We start from the raw sequence: 15,484 nt of genomic DNA, 5'->3' as shown, positions 1-15,484 counted from the left end.
CGACCCACGACAACCGCTAACGACCAACAACGACCACGAGGGCGCGGCTGTCAGCCGCGCCCTCGTGACGTTTCTGCCCAGCTAGACCCAGGTGTCCAGCCACATCCGAGAGCGCCAGGAGTCGATGGGGATCGCCGTGCCCGTGTACAGGGGCCAGAAGTAGATGAAGTTCCAGGCGATCAGCAGCACCAGCACGCCCGCGCCGGACGCGCCGATCAGCCGGCGGGTGTCGCTGGAGCCCGGCGGGCCGATGATCGCGCCGATCATCATCGCCACCGCGAGACACAGGAACGGGACGAAGACGACCGCGTAGAAGAGGAAGATCGTGCGCTCCTGGTACATGAACCAGGGCAGGTAACCGGCCGCGATGCCACAGGCGATGGCCCCCGCCCGCCAGTCCCGGCGGAACGCCCACCGCCACAGGATGTAGAGGATCGCGAAGCAGGCCGCCCACCACAGCAGCGGGGTGCCGATCGCGAGCACCTCCCGCGCGCACTTCTCACCGGCGTCCGACGGGCAGCCGTCCGTACCGGGGGAGGGCGACTCGTAGAAGTACGACACCGGGCGGCCCAGCACCAGCCAGGACCACGGGTTGGACATGTACGTGTGCGGCGAGGACAGGCCGACGTGGAAGAGGTAGACCTCGTGCTCGTAGTGCCACAGGCTGCGCAGCCAGTCCGGCAGGAACGTCCAGTTGCCGCCCCTGCCGTCGGTGGCCGCCCAGTTGCGGAAGTAGCCGCCGGTGCCGTCGGTGGGGGAGAGGATCCAGGCGATCCAGGAGGTCAGGTAGACGGCGATGGCCACCGGGACGGTCGCCAGGAACGTGATCCCCGTGTCGTGTGCCAGCACCGCCTTGTACGGGTGCGCCGCACCGGCCACCTTGCGGGCGCCCACGTCCCACAGCAGCGCCATCAGGCAGAAAGCGGCCAGGATGTAGAGGCCGTTCCACTTGGTGCCGATCGCGAGCCCGAGCAGCAGGCCGGCGGCCCAGCGCCAGGGGCGCCAGCCGAAGCGGAACGAGTCCGCCACGCGCGCGTCGGGGCGCACCCGGCCGTCCGCGTCCGGCGGGAGCGCGGCGGCGAGTTTCTCCCGTGACCGGTCCCGGTCGATGACCAGGCAGCCGAACGCGGCCAGCACGAAGAACATCAGCACGCCGTCCAGCAGCGAGGTGCGGCTCATCACGAACGCCAGCCCGTCCACCGCCATCAGCCCGCCCGCCAGGCAGCCCAGGAACGTGGACCGGAAGATCCGGCGCCCGATCCGGCACAGGAGCAGCACGCTCAGCGTGCCGAGGAGCGCCGTCATGAACCGCCAGCCGAACGGGTTGAAGCCGAAGATCAGCTCCCCCAGCCCGATGACGTACTTGCCGACCGGCGGATGCACCACGTACGCCGCGTCCGTCGGCACCGCGACATGGCCGTTGGCCTGCAGGATCAGATCGTTGGCGTTCTTGTCCCAGTTGACCTCGAAACCGCGGTGGACGAGCGCCCACGCGTCCTTCGCGTAGTACGTCTCGTCGAATATCACCGCCTTCGGGCTGCCCAGGTTCCAGAACCGCAGCACGCCCGCCATCAGCGTCACCAGCAGCGGGCCGCCCCAACCCGACCACCGCGTGATCCGCTCGGCGAGCACCGGGGGCACGCCGAGGGCGAGCCACAGCCGGGGGCCGGGCTCGGCGTACGGCGGCACCAGACGGTCGACGACGTCGGCCTGCGCGCCAGGGCCCGCGGTGCCTCTGCCGCCCGCGGCGGGCGCCGGGTGCGCCGTGCTCACCGGGTAGCCGAACCGGCGCAGCCGCTGCTGCCACGTCGGCCGCTCGTCGAGCGCTGCCTGGCCCTGCCGGGTGTCCGTGGAGGACGCGGTACTGGTCACCGCGCCATCGTAGGGAACCGTTCTGTGTGAGTCCCGTGCAATGGGTCTTAGAGGTGGGTTCCTTTGCGATGGGGGCCCCGGTTCCGGGGACGGCGCTGTCGGTGGCGGCTGCGAGGATGGAGGGGTGACTGGAACCCTTGTCCTGGCAGGCACCCCCATCGGCGACGTCGCGGACGCGCCGCCCCGGCTCGCGGCCGAGCTGACCGGCGCCGACGTGATCGCGGCGGAGGACACCCGGCGGCTGCGGTGGCTCACCCACGCGCTGGGGGTGACGCCCAAGGGGCGGGTCGTCTCGTACTTCGAGGGCAACGAGGCCGCCCGCACCCCCGAGCTGGTCGAGGAGCTCGTCGGCGGCGCGCGCGTGCTGCTCGTGACCGACGCCGGGATGCCGTCCGTCTCCGACCCCGGCTACCGGTTGGTCGCGGCCGCCGTGGAGAAGGAGATCCGGGTCACCGCCGTGCCGGGACCGTCCGCGGTGCTCACCGCGCTCGCGCTGTCCGGGCTGCCCGTCGACCGGTTCTGCTTCGAGGGCTTCCTGCCGCGCAAGGCCGGCGAGCGCCGCGGGCGGCTCCGCGAGGTCGCGGAGGAGCGCCGCACCCTCGTCTACTTCGAGGCGCCGCACCGTCTCGACGACACCCTTGCCGACATGGCCGAGGTGTTCGGCGGGGAGCGGCGGGCCGCCGTCTGCCGCGAGCTGACCAAGACGTACGAGGAGGTGCGGCGGGGGGCGCTGGCCGAGCTCGCGGTGTGGGCGGCCGAGGGGGTGCGCGGCGAGATCACCGTCGTCGTCGAGGGTGCGCCCGAGAAGGGGCCCGAGGAACTCGACGGGGAGGAGCTGGTGCGGCGGGTGCGGGTGCGGGAGGAGGCCGGGGAGCGGCGCAAGGAGGCGATCGCGGCGGTGGCGGTGGAGGCGGGGATTCCCAAGCGGGTGGTTTTTGACGCCGTGGTTGCAGCGAAGCGTGTTGATGGGTGAGGGCGATTTGGTCGAGCGCCGTTGGGGATGCTCGTGTGTGGTGGTCTGCGGGCCGGCGGAGGGCTGGTTGCGCCCACGCGGCGGAGCCGCACATCGACACAGCCCCGCGCCCCTGAAGGGGTGCTCCGGTCCCCCGCGTTGACCTGCGGAGATGCTTCCACTGAGCAGGTAGTGCCTCCTCTGAGCGCGCGCCCCACGGGACGGTAAAGCGAAGAGGGGAAAGGCAAAGCCAATCCCCCCGTCGCGAGGCCGATTTGGCAAGCAAAGTCCAAAACGGCTCCAACACTCGGCAGGCCAGTCGCATTCGCGTCGGCGAAGGCGTCCACTGGTCAGCAGGGACGCACCCGTCCCTCGTCCCCAGGGGATTCCGGGGGGAATTCCCGCGCCGGGGACGCTTGTCCAGCGGACAGCAGGAGCTGGCATGAGTGAGATCGCAGGGCAGACGGGCCTCCGCGGTGCAGCCACAGCCGTCGTTCACGAGTCGTATTCGTTCGCCTGCATGCGATGCGGGCACGGCTGGGAGCAGTCGTTCGAGATAGAGCACCACACCGACGCGGACAACCACGAGTTCGTCACGTACGTGGCGGACGGCCGGGTCGTCCCGTCGCCGCTGAGCAGGCCCTCGTGCCAGAACTGCGACGGCCAGGTCGTGCGCATCATGCGCGCGGGACAGGTCTCGTCGGTGCGGAGCGCGGCGCAGCGGTCGTCGCGGCCGTCGGCGCAGGGCCGTCCGGCCGGTGCGGAGCCGGAGGAGGCGACGGAGGCCGGCGCCGAGGTCGGGGAGCCGCACCACTGGCACCTGTCCGACCTGCTGCACGCGTTCCAGCGCAAGGCGAGCTGACCCGGGCGCGGGTCCGGCGGGGCATGCCTCTTTCGTAGGATCGGGGCATGCCTTCGAACGCCTCCCGCACGGCCGACAAGAACGCGGCGCCGCCGCTCCCGGAACCCCTCCGGGTGCCGGTCGCCGACTCGCACACCCACCTCGACATGCAGTCCGGCACGGTCGAGGAAGGCCTCGCGAAGGCCGCGTCGGTGGGGGTGACGACCGTCGTCCAGGTCGGCTGCGACCTCAAGGGCTCGCGGTGGGCGGCCGAGACCGCCGCCGCGCACGCGAACGTGCACGCGACCGTCGCCGTGCACCCCAACGAGGCCCCGCGCATCGTGCACGGCGATCCCGACAACTGGTCCCGGCAGGGCGCCCGTGCGGGCGGCGGTGACGCGGCGCTGGACGAGGCGCTCGCCGAGATCGACCGGCTGGCCGGGCTGCCCCAGGTGAAGGGCGTCGGCGAGACCGGCCTCGACTACTTCCGCACCGGGCCCGAGGGCAAGGCCGCCCAGGAGCGCTCCTTCCGTGCCCACGTCGAGATCGCCAAGCGGCACGGCAAGGCCCTGGTCATCCACGACCGGGACGCCCATGCCGACGTGCTGCGCGTCCTCAAGGAGGAGGGCGCCCCCGAGCGGACCGTGTTCCACTGCTACTCCGGGGACGCCGAGATGGCCGAGGAGTGCGCCCGTGAGGGCTACTTCATGTCCTTCGCCGGCAATGTCACCTTCAAGAACGCCCAGAATCTGCGGGACGCGCTCGCGGTCGCCCCGCTGGAGCTGGTCCTCGTGGAGACCGACGCGCCCTTCCTGACCCCGGCGCCGTACCGCGGACGGCCCAACGCCCCGTATCTCGTTCCGGTCACGGTGCGCGCGATGGCCGCCGTACGCGGCATCGACGAGGACGCGCTGGCGACGGCGCTGAGCGCCAACACGGCCCGCGCCTTCGGTTACTGAGCGTATAGCGATCATAACTGTCGCATAACGCCCGCGGCGGCGCCCCTCGGGTCCGATCGCGACCGTGCGTAGTCGTGCCACTTTGGAGAGTCACCGGTGCTCCGCTAGGTTCTGGGGGCCCGATCCGGACCCGCCTGGCCCTCTGGAGCGTGTCGGCGTGAGCACACCGCAGTACGAGACGTTTGAGGCGTACGGCCCCTACACCGCGCCGGGAGCGCACGGCGCGAGTGGCGCGCACGGGGCGCACGGCACGCAGGGCGCGCCTGGCGCGCAGGGTAAGCCGGGAGCGCACGGGGCGCCGGGTACGCGTGGTGCGCCGGGTACGCGTGGTGCGCCGGGCGCGCCCGGTACGCATCGTGCGCCGGGCGTGCACGACGCCGAGACGCTGGCCTACGCCACGCCGTACGGGAACGACACCTACCGGCCGGCGTACGAGGTCGCGGCGGGCGCGGCGCCCGGGCGGGCGGGCGAACCGGCGCTGCCGCGGCAGGGCGGCGGGCGGATGCCGGAGAGCGGGGCCCCCGGGACGGACGGACGCGAGGTGGTGGGCCGGCGGGCCGGACGGCGGCGGAAGACGCGGTACGGCACGCGCTCGGAGTCGGCCGTGCGCCGGCTGCTGCCGCAGGCACTGGTCGTCGCCTTCCTCGCCGGCGGCACCACCGCGTTCCTCGCCAAGGACAAGGCGATCGAGCTGACCGTCGACGGCCGCCCGCGCACCCTGCACACCTTCGCGGACGACGTGACCGAGCTGCTGACCGAGGAGGGCGTACCGGTGGGGGCGCACGACGTGGTGGCGCCCGCCCCCAGCACGGCGTTGGCCAGCGGCGACGAGGTCGTGGTGCGCTACGGCCGCCCCGTACGACTCACGCTGGACGGCGAACGGCGCGAGGTGTGGACCACGGCGCACACGGTGCAGGGGGCGCTCGACCAGCTGGGGGTGCGTGCCGAGGGCGCGTATCTCTCGGCCTCGCGCTCCCGGAACATCGGCCGCGCCGGGCTCGCGCTCGACGTACGCACCGAGCGCACCGTCACGATCCTGGCCGATGGCCGGACCCGCACCATCCGCACCAATGCCGCGACCGTCCGCGAGGCCGTCGAGGAGGCCGGGATCTCCCTGCACGGCCAGGACACCACCTCCACGCCCCTCGACGGCTTCCCGCGCGACGGGCAGACGGTGACCGTGCTGCGCGTCACCGGCAGCAGGGAGGTGCGCGAGGAGGTGATCCCGTTCGAGGTGCGGCGGACCGCCGACCCCACCCTGTTCAGGGGGACCGAGGTGATCGAGCAGGCGGGCCGGCCTGGCCTGCGCCGGGTCACCTACTACCTGCGGACCGTCAACGGCGTCCGGCAGAAGCCGCGCCGCCAGACCTCCGAGCTGGTGCGCGAGCCGCGCACCCAGCTGGTGAAGGTGGGCACCAAGCCGCACCCGGACTCCGTGAAGGGCGCCGACGGACTGAACTGGCACGGTCTCGCCGCCTGCGAGTCCGGCGGCCGGCCGCACGCGGTGGACGCCTCCGGGACGTACGGCGGGCTGTACCAGTTCGACGCCCGCACCTGGCACAGCCTCGGCGGCAGCGGGCGCCCGCAGGACGCGCCCGCCGAGGAGCAGACGTTCCGCGCGAAGAAGCTCTACCTGAGCCGCGGCTCCACCCCCTGGCCGCACTGCGGGGCGCGCCTGCACAGGTGACCGCCGGAGGCGTTCCCGGCGGCCCGTACCCTTGTCCCGTGAGCAGCCCCACCCCCGACGCCCTTCTCGGCCCCGCAGACATCCGCGAACTCGCGGCCGCGCTCGGTGTACGCCCCACCAAGCAGCGCGGCCAGAACTTCGTGATCGACGCCAACACGGTCCGCCGTATCGTCCGCACCGCCGGGGTCCGCCCGGACGACGTCGTCGTCGAGGTCGGCCCGGGACTGGGGTCCCTCACCCTGGCCCTGCTGGAGGTCGCCGACCGGGTGACCGCCGTCGAGATCGACGACGTCCTGGCGGGCGCGCTGCCCGCCACGATCACGGCGCGCATGCCGGCGCGCGCCGACCGGTTCGCGCTGGTGCACTCCGACGCGATGCATGTCGCCGAGCTGCCCGGCCCGCCGCCGACCGCGCTCGTCGCGAACCTCCCCTACAACGTGGCCGTCCCCGTCCTGCTGCACATGCTCGACACCTTCCCGAGCATCGAGCGGACGCTGGTGATGGTGCAGTCCGAGGTCGCCGACCGGCTCGCCGCCGCACCCGGCAACAAGGTGTACGGCGTGCCCTCCGTCAAGGCCAACTGGTACGCCGAGGTGAAGCGCGCCGGAGCGATCGGGCGGAACGTCTTCTGGCCCGCGCCGAACGTCGACAGTGGACTGGTCTCCCTCGTGCGGCGCGCGGAACCGCTCAAGACGACGGCCTCGAAGAGAGAGGTCTTCGCGGTGGTCGACGCGGCGTTCGCGCAGCGGCGCAAGACCCTGCGGGCGGCGCTCGCCGGCTGGGCCGGGTCCGCTGCTGCCGCCGAGGCGGCGCTGGTCGCGGCCGGGGTCTCGCCGCAGGCCCGCGGTGAGTCGCTGACGGTCGAGGAGTTCGCGAGGATCGCCGAGCACGCCGAGCACAGGGAGTCCGGTCAGTGAGCGTCACGGTACGCGTCCCCGCCAAGGTCAACGTCCAGCTCGCGGTGGGCGCCGCCCGCCCCGACGGCTTCCACGACCTCGCCAACGTCTTCCTCGCCGTCGGCCTGTACGACGAGGTCACGGTCACCCCCGCCGACGAGCTGACGATCACCTGCGAGGGCCCGGACGCCGACCAGGTCCCCCTGGACCGCACCAACCTCGCCGCGCGCGCCGCCCTCGCGCTCGCCGCACGCCGGGGCATCGAACCGGCCGTCCACCTCCACATCGCCAAGGACATCCCCGTCGCCGGCGGCATGGCCGGGGGGAGCGCGGACGGGGCGGGCGCGCTGCTCGCGTGCAACGAGCTCTGGCAGGCGGGCGCCTCCCGCGCCGAACTCCTCGCCATCTGCGCCGAGTTGGGCAGCGACGTGCCCTTCAGCCTGGTCGGCGGCGCCGCCCTCGGCACCGGCCGCGGTGAACGCCTCACCGCGCTCGACGTCGGCGGCACCTTCCACTGGGTCTTCGCGATGGCCGGGCGCGGGCTGTCCACCCCGGCCGTCTTCCGCGAGTTCGACCGGCTCGCCGAGGGCCGGGACATCCCGGAACCCGTCGCCTCCGCCGACCTCCTCGACGCGCTCGCCAAGGGTGACCCCGACGCGCTCGCCGCCGCCGTCTCCAACGACCTCCAGCCCGCCGCGCTCTCCCTCTTCCCCGAACTCGCGGCCACCCTCGACACGGGCCGCGCGGCCGGCGCCCTCACCGCCCTGGTCTCCGGCTCCGGCCCGACCACGGCATTCCTCGTCCGCGACCCCGCCTCCGCGGAGAAGGTCGCCGAAGCCCTCCTCACCTCCGGCACCTGCCGCACGGCCCGCACCACGACGTCCCCCGCACCGGGCGCCACCATCCTCACCTCGGCGCACGCCGGAGCCTGACCGCAGCCCGCACTCCGGCGCACGAGGGGGGCGTCCCCGAGCCGGTGCGGGCCGCGCTTTTGCGTTGCGTTCACAACAAGTGCGGTATCTCCACCGGGAATTGGCCTGGATTACTACTGCCGCAGTACGCGTGGGGCTGCTGGGACGGATAAGTTCGTTTGACGTTTCAACCGATCATCCGAACGACCGAGCGCCCGAACGTCTGCGGAAGGCACGTCCGTGTCCGAATCCCCCACCCCGTCCCATCGCAGGAAACCGTCCCTGTCCCGTCGAGGCGTGATCGGGGCCGCCGGCGCCGTGGCCGCGGGAGCCGCGCTGACCCCGGTGGTGTTCGCGGCCACCGACTCCTCCGGCACGGCCGGCGACACCACCGGCACCGAACCCGAGACCTTCCCGGCGACCCGGACGGCCGCCGCCACCGGCACCGGCACGGCCACCACCGCCTTCGCCGCCGCCTTCGTCGGCGTCCGCTGGGACGGCACCGAGGACGGTGTCTCCATCCGCTTCGCGGGCGGTGACAGCAAGCCCGTCACGCCCGGCTGCGCGACCCTGGAGGACGGCGGCCGTACGGCGCTGATGGCGGCCGGCAGCGCCAAGGCGTACGACCTGACGGCACCGGACGGCACGACGGGCCTCGGCTCCCTCGCGATCGACACCACCGGTGGCCCCGACCGCACCTTCCAGGTGCCGAAGGAGCCGACCCGCGTGCGGGGCGTGCGGTACCTGTCCCGTCCGGCCTGGGGCGCCGACGAGTCGAAGCGGTACAAGAACGGCGAGGTGAACTCGCCGGAGAAGTACTACGCGCCGCAGTCGATCACGGTCCACCACACGGACACGCCCAACAACGACCCCGACCCGGCCGCCACCGTCCGCGCGATCTACGAGTACCACGCGGTCACCCTGGACTGGGGCGACATCGGCTACCACTTCCTGATCGACGAATCCGGCACCGTCTACGAGGGCCGCTACTCCGGCGCCGACGGCATCCCCGCCTTCGACCCCGACGGCAACGTGGTCACCGCGTTCCACACCTCCGGCTACAACTCCGGCAACATCGGCATCGCCCTCCTCGGCACCCTCGTCGACCAGGGCCCCACCGACGCCGCCAAGGCCTCCCTGACCCGGCTGATCAAGGTGATCGCCCGCTTCAAGGGCCTCGACCCGAGCGCGAGGATCACCTACGTCAACCCGGTCAACGGCGTCACCAAGGACGTCACCACGGTCTCCGGCCACCGCGACTGGCTGCAGACCGACTGCCCGGGCCGGACCATGTACGACCTCCTCGACGAGGTACGCGCGCGGGCGGGCGGAAAGTAGCTCCCGGCCAGGCGGCCTCCCGGCGCGCATTACGCTGGGAGGCTGACCGTCCCCGTGCGCAGGAGTGAAATGGCCGTCAACCTGGTCAATGTCGAGAACGTCAGCAAGGTCTACGGCACCCGTGCCCTGCTGGACGGCGTCTCGCTCGGCGTGTCGGAGGGCGACCGCATCGGTGTGGTGGGCCGTAACGGCGACGGCAAGACCACCCTCATCCGGATGCTCGCCAAGCAGGAGGAGGCCGACACCGGCCGCGTCACGCACTCCGGCGGACTGCGCCTCGGCATCCTCACCCAGCACGACTCCCTGGACCCGGCCGCCACCGTCCGGCACGAGGTCATCGGCGACATGGCCGACCACGAGTGGGCCGGCAACGCCAAGGTCCGCGACGTCCTCACCGGCCTCTTCGGCGGCCTGGACCTGCGGGGCTTCCCCAAGGGCCTGGACACCGTCATCGGCCCGCTCTCCGGCGGCGAGCGGCGGCGCATCGCGCTCGCCAAGCTGCTCATCGAGGAGCAGGACCTGCTCGTCCTGGACGAGCCCACCAACCACCTCGACGTCGAGGGCATCTCCTGGCTGGCCCGGCACCTGCGCGGGCGCCGCTCGGCCCTCGTCTGCGTCACCCACGACCGGTGGTTCCTCGACCAGGTCTGCACCCGCATGTGGGACGTCCAGCGCGGCGACGTCTACGAGTACGAGGGCGGCTACTCCGACTACGTCTTCGCCCGCGCGGAGCGCGAGCGGATCGCGGCCACGGAGGAGACCAAGCGGCAGAACCTGGTCCGCAAGGAGCTGGCCTGGCTGCGCCGCGGCGCCCCCGCCCGTACCTCCAAGCCGCGCTTCCGCGTCGAGGCCGCCAACGAGCTCATCAAGGACGTGCCGCCGCCGCGCGACACCTCCGAGCTGATGAAGTTCGCCTCGTCCCGGCTCGGCAAGACCGTGTTCGACCTGGAGGACGTGACCGTCCAGGCCGGGCCCAAGGTGCTGCTCAAGCACGTCACCTGGCAGCTCGGCCCCGGCGACCGCATCGGCCTGGTCGGCGTCAACGGCGCCGGCAAGACCTCGCTGCTGCGTGCCATGGCCGAGGCCGCGCGGACGGAGGGCGAGGCGCAGCCGGCGGCCGGCCGGGTCGTCGTCGGCAAGACCGTCAAGCTCGCCTACCTGTCCCAGGAGGTGGCCGAGCTGAACCCCGCCACCCGGGTCCTGGAGGCCGTCCAGCAGGTCCGCGAGCGCGTCGACCTCGGCAAGGGGCGCGAGATGACCGCCGGGCAGCTGTGCGAGACGTTCGGCTTCAGCAAGGAGAAGCAGTGGACGCCGGTCGGCGACCTGTCCGGTGGTGAGCGCCGCCGCCTCCAGCTGCTGCGGCTCCTCATGGACGAGCCGAACGTCCTCTTCCTCGACGAGCCCACCAACGACCTCGACATCGAGACCCTCACCCAGCTGGAGGACGTCCTCGACGGCTGGCCCGGCTCGATGATCGTCATCTCCCACGACCGGTTCTTCGTCGAGCGGACCACCGACCGCGTCTTCGCTCTCCTCGGCGACGCCACGCTGCGGATGCTGCCGCGCGGTATCGACGAGTACCTGGAGCGACGGCAGCGCATGGAGGAGACGGTCGCCGCCACCGCCGTCGCCCCCAAGGCCCCCACGGCCGAGCGCAGCGCCGCCGACCAGCGCGCCGCCAAGAAGGAGCTCCAGAAGATCGAGCGTCAGCTGGACCGCGTCTCCGAGAAGGAGACCAAGCTGCACGACCAGATCGCCGCCAACGCCACGGACTTCGCCAAGGTCGCCGAACTCGACACCCAGCTGCGCGACCTGGCCGGCGAGCGCGAGGACCTGGAGATGCGCTGGCTGGAGCTGGCGGAGGACGCGTAGCGCTCCGCCGAGGGGGCCGCGGATGGGCCGTCGGTCGGGTGCGGGTGCGGGTGCGTGGTGGCTGGTCGCGCCGCGCGGCGGTAGCCGCATGTCGACACAGCCCCGCGCCCCTTCGGGGGCGCTGACCGTCGTGAATCAGCCGTGCGCGATTCCCTTGCGTGCGGGTGGTGAAGGCGCGTAACGGAGGCATCACGGGGCGGTTCTCCCTTGGGAACGGGGGCTTGGACGGCCCCGTGGGCTGTCGGTGCCGAGTGGTAGAAAGGTCCGTCTGAGAACACTCTGAGAGCGCCCTGAGTCCGTCACGGGCCTCGGGATTGGCCAGAAATCAGTGAACGGGGGAAGACCGCTGATGAGCCAGCCGCCCAATCAGCCGCCGCAGCAGGGCGGTTACGGAGCACCACAGGACCAGCCGCCGCCGGGCGGCGGCTTCGGTGCGCCGCAACAGCCGTCGGCGCAGGGCGGTTTCGGCGCGCCCCCGCCGCCTTCCCAGCCGCCCCACGCGCCCTCGGTTCCGCCGCAACCGCAGCCCCAGCCCGGCTACGGCTACCCGCAACAGCCCGGCGGCCCCTACGCGCAGCAGCCGCCCGGCCCCTACGGCGCACCGGGACCGTACGGCGCACCCGGCCCGTACGGCACGCCGGGCCCCTACGGCTCCTCGCAGCAGCCGACGCCCCCGCAGCCCGGATACGGCTACCCCCAGCAGCCGCCGCAGTACCCGGGCGGGCCGGGCATGACCCCGCCGCCGGGTGGCGGAGGTGGTGGCCCGTTCAAGGGGAAGCCCGCGTTGATCGTCGCGGCGGCGGTGGCGGGCCTGTTGGTCGTCGGCGGGACGGTGTACGCCGTGACCGGCGGCGGGGACGGCGGCAAGAAGCCGGTCGCCCAGTCCTCCGGCGACCCCAAGGCCTCCGGCACCGACACCCCGGCCGACCTCGGTGACGGCAGCGGCGGCGGCGCGGACCCGGAGAACCTCAACGAGGGCCGCAAGTCCGGCGAGGCCAAGGTGCTCTGGTACAAGTCGGCACCCGACGCGCCCGCGTCCGGCGCCGACGCACCCGGCATGTGGATCACCGGGAAGACGGCGGTGAAGGCGGCGTACAAGCAGGTCTTCGGCTACCGCGTGGCCGACGGCGACCCGGCCTGGGCCCCGATCACCTTCCCGCAGAAGATCTGCGCGGTCACCTCGGGCAAGTCGGCGGACGACAAGGTCGTCGTGGCGTACATGAACGGCACCAGCGACCGGGCCAAGTGCAACCAGTTGCAGGAGATCGACCTCGACACCGGCAAGAAGGGCTGGACCGCGACCGTCGCCGACGGCGGGCTCTTCGACAGCGCGATCAGCGTCGAGCTGACCATCAGCGGCAAGACGTTGATGGTGGGCCGCTCCCAGTCGGGCACGGCGTACGACCTCGCCAGTGGCGGCAAGCTGTACGACAAGGAGAAGTACGGCGCGGCCTGCTTCCCGACGGCGTTCGCGGGCGGCACGAACCGGCTGATCGAGGTGGCCTCCTGCGCGGCCGGCGCGAGCAACGAGCACGACGAGATCTCGGAGCTCGACCCGGCCACCGGCAAGGTCAGGTGGACCCAGCCGGTGAAGAAGGGCTGGACGGTCGAGCGGACCTACTCCGTCGATCCCCTCGTGGTCTACATGACCAACGAGGCGAAGAAGGCCTGGAACATCTCCACCCTGGACGCCAAGGGCGCGTTCCGCTCCGAGGTGAAGGTCGACGAGAAGTTCGCGCCCGAGTGCGGCTGGGCCTTCCTCGCCCGTGACCTGCAGGGCTGCCAGGGTGTCGCCGTCGACGCGAACACCCTCTACCTGCCGACGGACACCAGCGGCGGCGCCAACGAGATCGTCGCGATCAGCCTCGCCGACGGCAAGGCGAAGTGGCGTGCCAAGTCCCCGACGGACGAGTCGATGTACCCGGTCGAGGTCGAGGGCGGCAAGCTCGTCGCGTACGTGAAGCCGTCGTACGACGCGGGCGGCCGGGTCGTGTCCATTCCGACCGCCGGCTCCGCCCACGGCACCACCACGCTGCTGCAGAACCCGCGGCACACCGCCGACATCGAGGACGGCTTCTACGACGGCGCGGTCGACTGGGTCGACGGCCGCTTCTACCTCTCCTCCACCCGGCTGACCGGCAGCGACGACGCGAAGGAGAAGCTGATGATGGCCTTCGGTGACTGAGCGCGCCCGTTCCCTGTCGTCCGCCATCAGCCCGCGTCGTCCCCAGCCGTCCCACGCGCCGTCCTCCGAGGTACCTCCGTCATGACCCAGCCGCCCCCGCCGCCGCCCAACCAGCCCCCGCAGCAGCCCGGTTTCGGCGCCCCCGCCGGCCCGCCGCAGCAGCCCCAGCCGGGCTACGGCTACCCGCAGCAGCCCCCGCCCCAGCCGGGCTACGGCTACCCCGCGCAGCCGCCGGCCGCCCCCAACCCGTACGCCCAGCAGCCCCCCGCGGCCGCCAACCCCTATGCCCAGCAGCCCGGTTACGGCTACCCGCAGCAGCCCCCGCAGGGCTACCCCGGCCAACCCGGCCATCAGGGCGGCTCCGGTGGCTCCGGCGGCTCCGGCGGCAACAAGGCCACGCTGCTCATCGTCGTCGCCGCGGTCGTCGCGATCGCGCTGATCGTCGGCGGCGGAATCTGGTACTCCAAGTCCTCCGGTTCCTCCGGCGACGACGGAAAGAAGAACGACACCGCGCACTCCAGCGGCGGCAGCACCGGCGGCCAGGACACGGACGGCGGCAAGGGCGGCAGCGAGAAGGTGCCCGCCGACCCCGCCTCCAAGGTCCTCTTCCGGGTCCCGCTGCCCGCGGCGAAGGACACCACCGTCACCTCCGGTTCCTGGCTCACCGACAAGGTGTACGCCAAGAGCGGCATCGCCGAGATCACCGGCTACGACCCCGACTCGGGCGCCAAGCTGTGGACGGTCCCGCTGTCCGGCCCGGTCTGCTACGCGAGCGGGCACGTCAGCGAGGACGGCAGGACGGCGGTCGTCTTCCAGCCGAAGACGCCCCCGAAGGGCTCCACGGCGGGCTGCACCCGGATCGCCGCGATCGACCTGAACGCCGGTAAGAAGCTGTGGACGCAGACGGTCAAGTCCGGTGATGTTCCGGTCAACTTCAACAATGTGACGGTCTCCCAGCACACCGTCGCGGTCGGCGGCACCAGCGGCGGCGCCGCCTTCGACCTCTCCTCCGGCAAGATCCGCTGGCAGCCGAAGCCGGCCGACAGCTGCTACGACGCCGGGTACGGCGGCGGCGCCAAGCTGGTCGCGGTCCGCAAGTGCGGCAGCGGCGACTCCGGCCAGCTGCACATCCAGACCCTCGACCCGGTCTCCGGCAAGGTGGTCTCCGAGTACAGGATGACCTCGGGCATCGACTACGCCAGCGTCGTCTCGACCGACCCGCTGGTGGTGGCCGCCGACGTCAACAACAGCGCCGGCGACGGCAGCGGCTTCTCCGACGTCTTCTCCATCGACAACAGGACCGGCGCGCTGCGCACCCGTATCTCCACGCCGGGCAGCTCGTACGCGGTCCGCTGCGACAACATCTACCAGGTGGAGAAGTGCACGGGACTGGCGGTCGGCAACGACCGGCTGTACCTGGCGACCGAGGAGCACGACGGCGACGGGGACTTCGCCAAGACCAACGAGATCGTCGCTTTCGACCTCGCCACCGGCAAGCAGACCGGTCAGCGCGCCGACGCAGGTGACAACTACACGATCACGCCGCTGCGCATGGACGGTCCGAATGTGATCGCGTACAAGAGCCCTCCGTACGACAAGGGCGGTCAGATCGTCAGTATCGACGGCGGCTCGTTCAAGGAGACCAAGCTGCTGGAGAACCCGGCGACCGAGGCGGTCAAGGCGGTGGAGACCAGCATGTCGCCGGAGTACGCGGAGGTCCTCTACTCCCAGGGGCACCTGTACATGTCCGCCGAGTACGCCCACACCGCCGGCCCGTCGTCCTCGGGGAAGTCGTACCTGGTCGTCGCGTTCGGCGCGGGCGGCTGACGTCACGTCAAGCGCGCGAATACCAGAAAAGCAAGAGATTCCTCCGATCCGGGGCACTTCTCACCAGTAGGGGCAGCGCGACGTCGAACAAGCGTGTAGCTTCCGGGGGCATGAAGGACGAGGTGCCGGGGGGCCCTCTGTCCA

11 protein-coding genes are annotated in these 15,484 nt (G+C 72.1%); 10 read left to right on the top strand and 1 reads right to left on the bottom strand.

The window, feature by feature from the left end; translation table 11 throughout:
• Positions 1 to 81: 81 nt before the first annotated feature.
• Positions 82 to 1,872, bottom strand: coding sequence for a phospholipid carrier-dependent glycosyltransferase (locus ACFZDK_RS37155; protein ID WP_390979000.1), 1,791 nt, complete (start codon positions 1,870 to 1,872; stop codon positions 82 to 84).
• A 124-nt stretch (positions 1,873 to 1,996) separates the two neighbouring features.
• Between ACFZDK_RS37155 and rsmI the strand changes: the two genes are divergently transcribed.
• The 10 genes from rsmI to ACFZDK_RS37105 all read left to right on the top strand — a co-directional run bounded on the left by rsmI (position 1,997) and on the right by ACFZDK_RS37105 (position 15,340).
• Positions 1,997 to 2,845, top strand: coding sequence for a 16S rRNA (cytidine(1402)-2'-O)-methyltransferase (gene rsmI, locus ACFZDK_RS37150; RefSeq protein ID WP_390978998.1), 849 nt, complete (start codon positions 1,997 to 1,999; stop codon positions 2,843 to 2,845).
• Between the two features lie 421 nt (positions 2,846 to 3,266).
• Positions 3,267 to 3,686 (top strand): hypothetical protein, encoded by a 420-nt coding sequence (locus tag ACFZDK_RS37145; protein WP_390978996.1) that lies wholly within the window; start codon positions 3,267 to 3,269, stop codon positions 3,684 to 3,686.
• A gap of 47 nt (positions 3,687 to 3,733) precedes the next feature.
• Entirely contained in the window at positions 3,734 to 4,624 is an 891-nt protein-coding gene (locus tag ACFZDK_RS37140) for a TatD family hydrolase (RefSeq protein WP_390978994.1), read from the top strand.
• A 157-nt stretch (positions 4,625 to 4,781) separates the two neighbouring features.
• Positions 4,782 to 6,311: a ubiquitin-like domain-containing protein gene (locus tag ACFZDK_RS37135; protein ID WP_390978992.1), complete on the top strand. Its 1,530-nt coding sequence runs from the start codon at positions 4,782 to 4,784 to the stop codon at positions 6,309 to 6,311.
• 38 nt (positions 6,312 to 6,349) lie between these two features.
• Positions 6,350 to 7,228 carry a 16S rRNA (adenine(1518)-N(6)/adenine(1519)-N(6))-dimethyltransferase RsmA gene (rsmA, locus tag ACFZDK_RS37130; protein ID WP_390978990.1) on the top strand — a complete coding sequence of 293 codons (879 nt, stop codon included), beginning with the start codon at positions 6,350 to 6,352 and terminating at the stop codon, positions 7,226 to 7,228.
• On the top strand, positions 7,225 to 8,139 hold the full coding sequence (locus tag ACFZDK_RS37125; protein WP_390978988.1) for a 4-(cytidine 5'-diphospho)-2-C-methyl-D-erythritol kinase: 915 nt from the start codon (positions 7,225 to 7,227) through the stop codon (positions 8,137 to 8,139). The genes rsmA and ACFZDK_RS37125 overlap by 4 nt, the downstream gene beginning before the upstream one ends.
• A 276-nt stretch (positions 8,140 to 8,415) precedes the next feature.
• Positions 8,416 to 9,456, top strand: a complete 1,041-nt coding sequence (locus tag ACFZDK_RS37120; RefSeq protein WP_390978986.1) for an N-acetylmuramoyl-L-alanine amidase — start codon at positions 8,416 to 8,418, stop codon at positions 9,454 to 9,456.
• 69 nt (positions 9,457 to 9,525) lie between these two features.
• Complete coding sequence (locus tag ACFZDK_RS37115; protein ID WP_390978984.1) at positions 9,526 to 11,328, top strand: ATP-binding cassette domain-containing protein; 1,803 nt, start codon at positions 9,526 to 9,528, stop codon at positions 11,326 to 11,328.
• A gap of 349 nt (positions 11,329 to 11,677) precedes the next feature.
• On the top strand, positions 11,678 to 13,513 hold the full coding sequence (locus ACFZDK_RS37110) for a hypothetical protein (RefSeq protein ID WP_390978982.1): 1,836 nt from the start codon (positions 11,678 to 11,680) through the stop codon (positions 13,511 to 13,513).
• An 81-nt stretch (positions 13,514 to 13,594) separates the two neighbouring features.
• Entirely contained in the window at positions 13,595 to 15,340 is a 1,746-nt protein-coding gene (locus ACFZDK_RS37105) for a PQQ-binding-like beta-propeller repeat protein (protein ID WP_390978980.1), read from the top strand.
• Positions 15,341 to 15,484: the final 144 nt, after the last annotated feature.

The organism is Streptomyces sp. NPDC007901, assembly GCF_042959465.1.
In the GTDB taxonomy this organism is placed as follows: Bacteria; Actinomycetota; Actinomycetes; order Streptomycetales; family Streptomycetaceae; genus Streptomyces.
Note: the sequence above shows the minus strand (reverse complement) of the source record. Positions and strands in the feature narration are given on the sequence as shown.

Bases quoted from the DNA above. Each gene is read 5' to 3' on its own strand.
- ACFZDK_RS37145 (WP_390978996.1), top strand. From the start codon at position 3,267: ATGAGTGAGATCGCAGGGCAGACGGGCCTCCGCGGTGCAGCCACAGCC.
- ACFZDK_RS37140 (WP_390978994.1), top strand. From the start codon at position 3,734: ATGCCTTCGAACGCCTCCCGCACGGCCGACAAGAACGCGGCGCCGCCG.
- ACFZDK_RS37115 (WP_390978984.1), top strand. From the start codon at position 9,526: ATGGCCGTCAACCTGGTCAATGTCGAGAACGTCAGCAAGGTCTACGGC.
- ACFZDK_RS37110 (WP_390978982.1), top strand. From the start codon at position 11,678: ATGAGCCAGCCGCCCAATCAGCCGCCGCAGCAGGGCGGTTACGGAGCA.
- ACFZDK_RS37105 (WP_390978980.1), top strand. From the start codon at position 13,595: ATGACCCAGCCGCCCCCGCCGCCGCCCAACCAGCCCCCGCAGCAGCCC.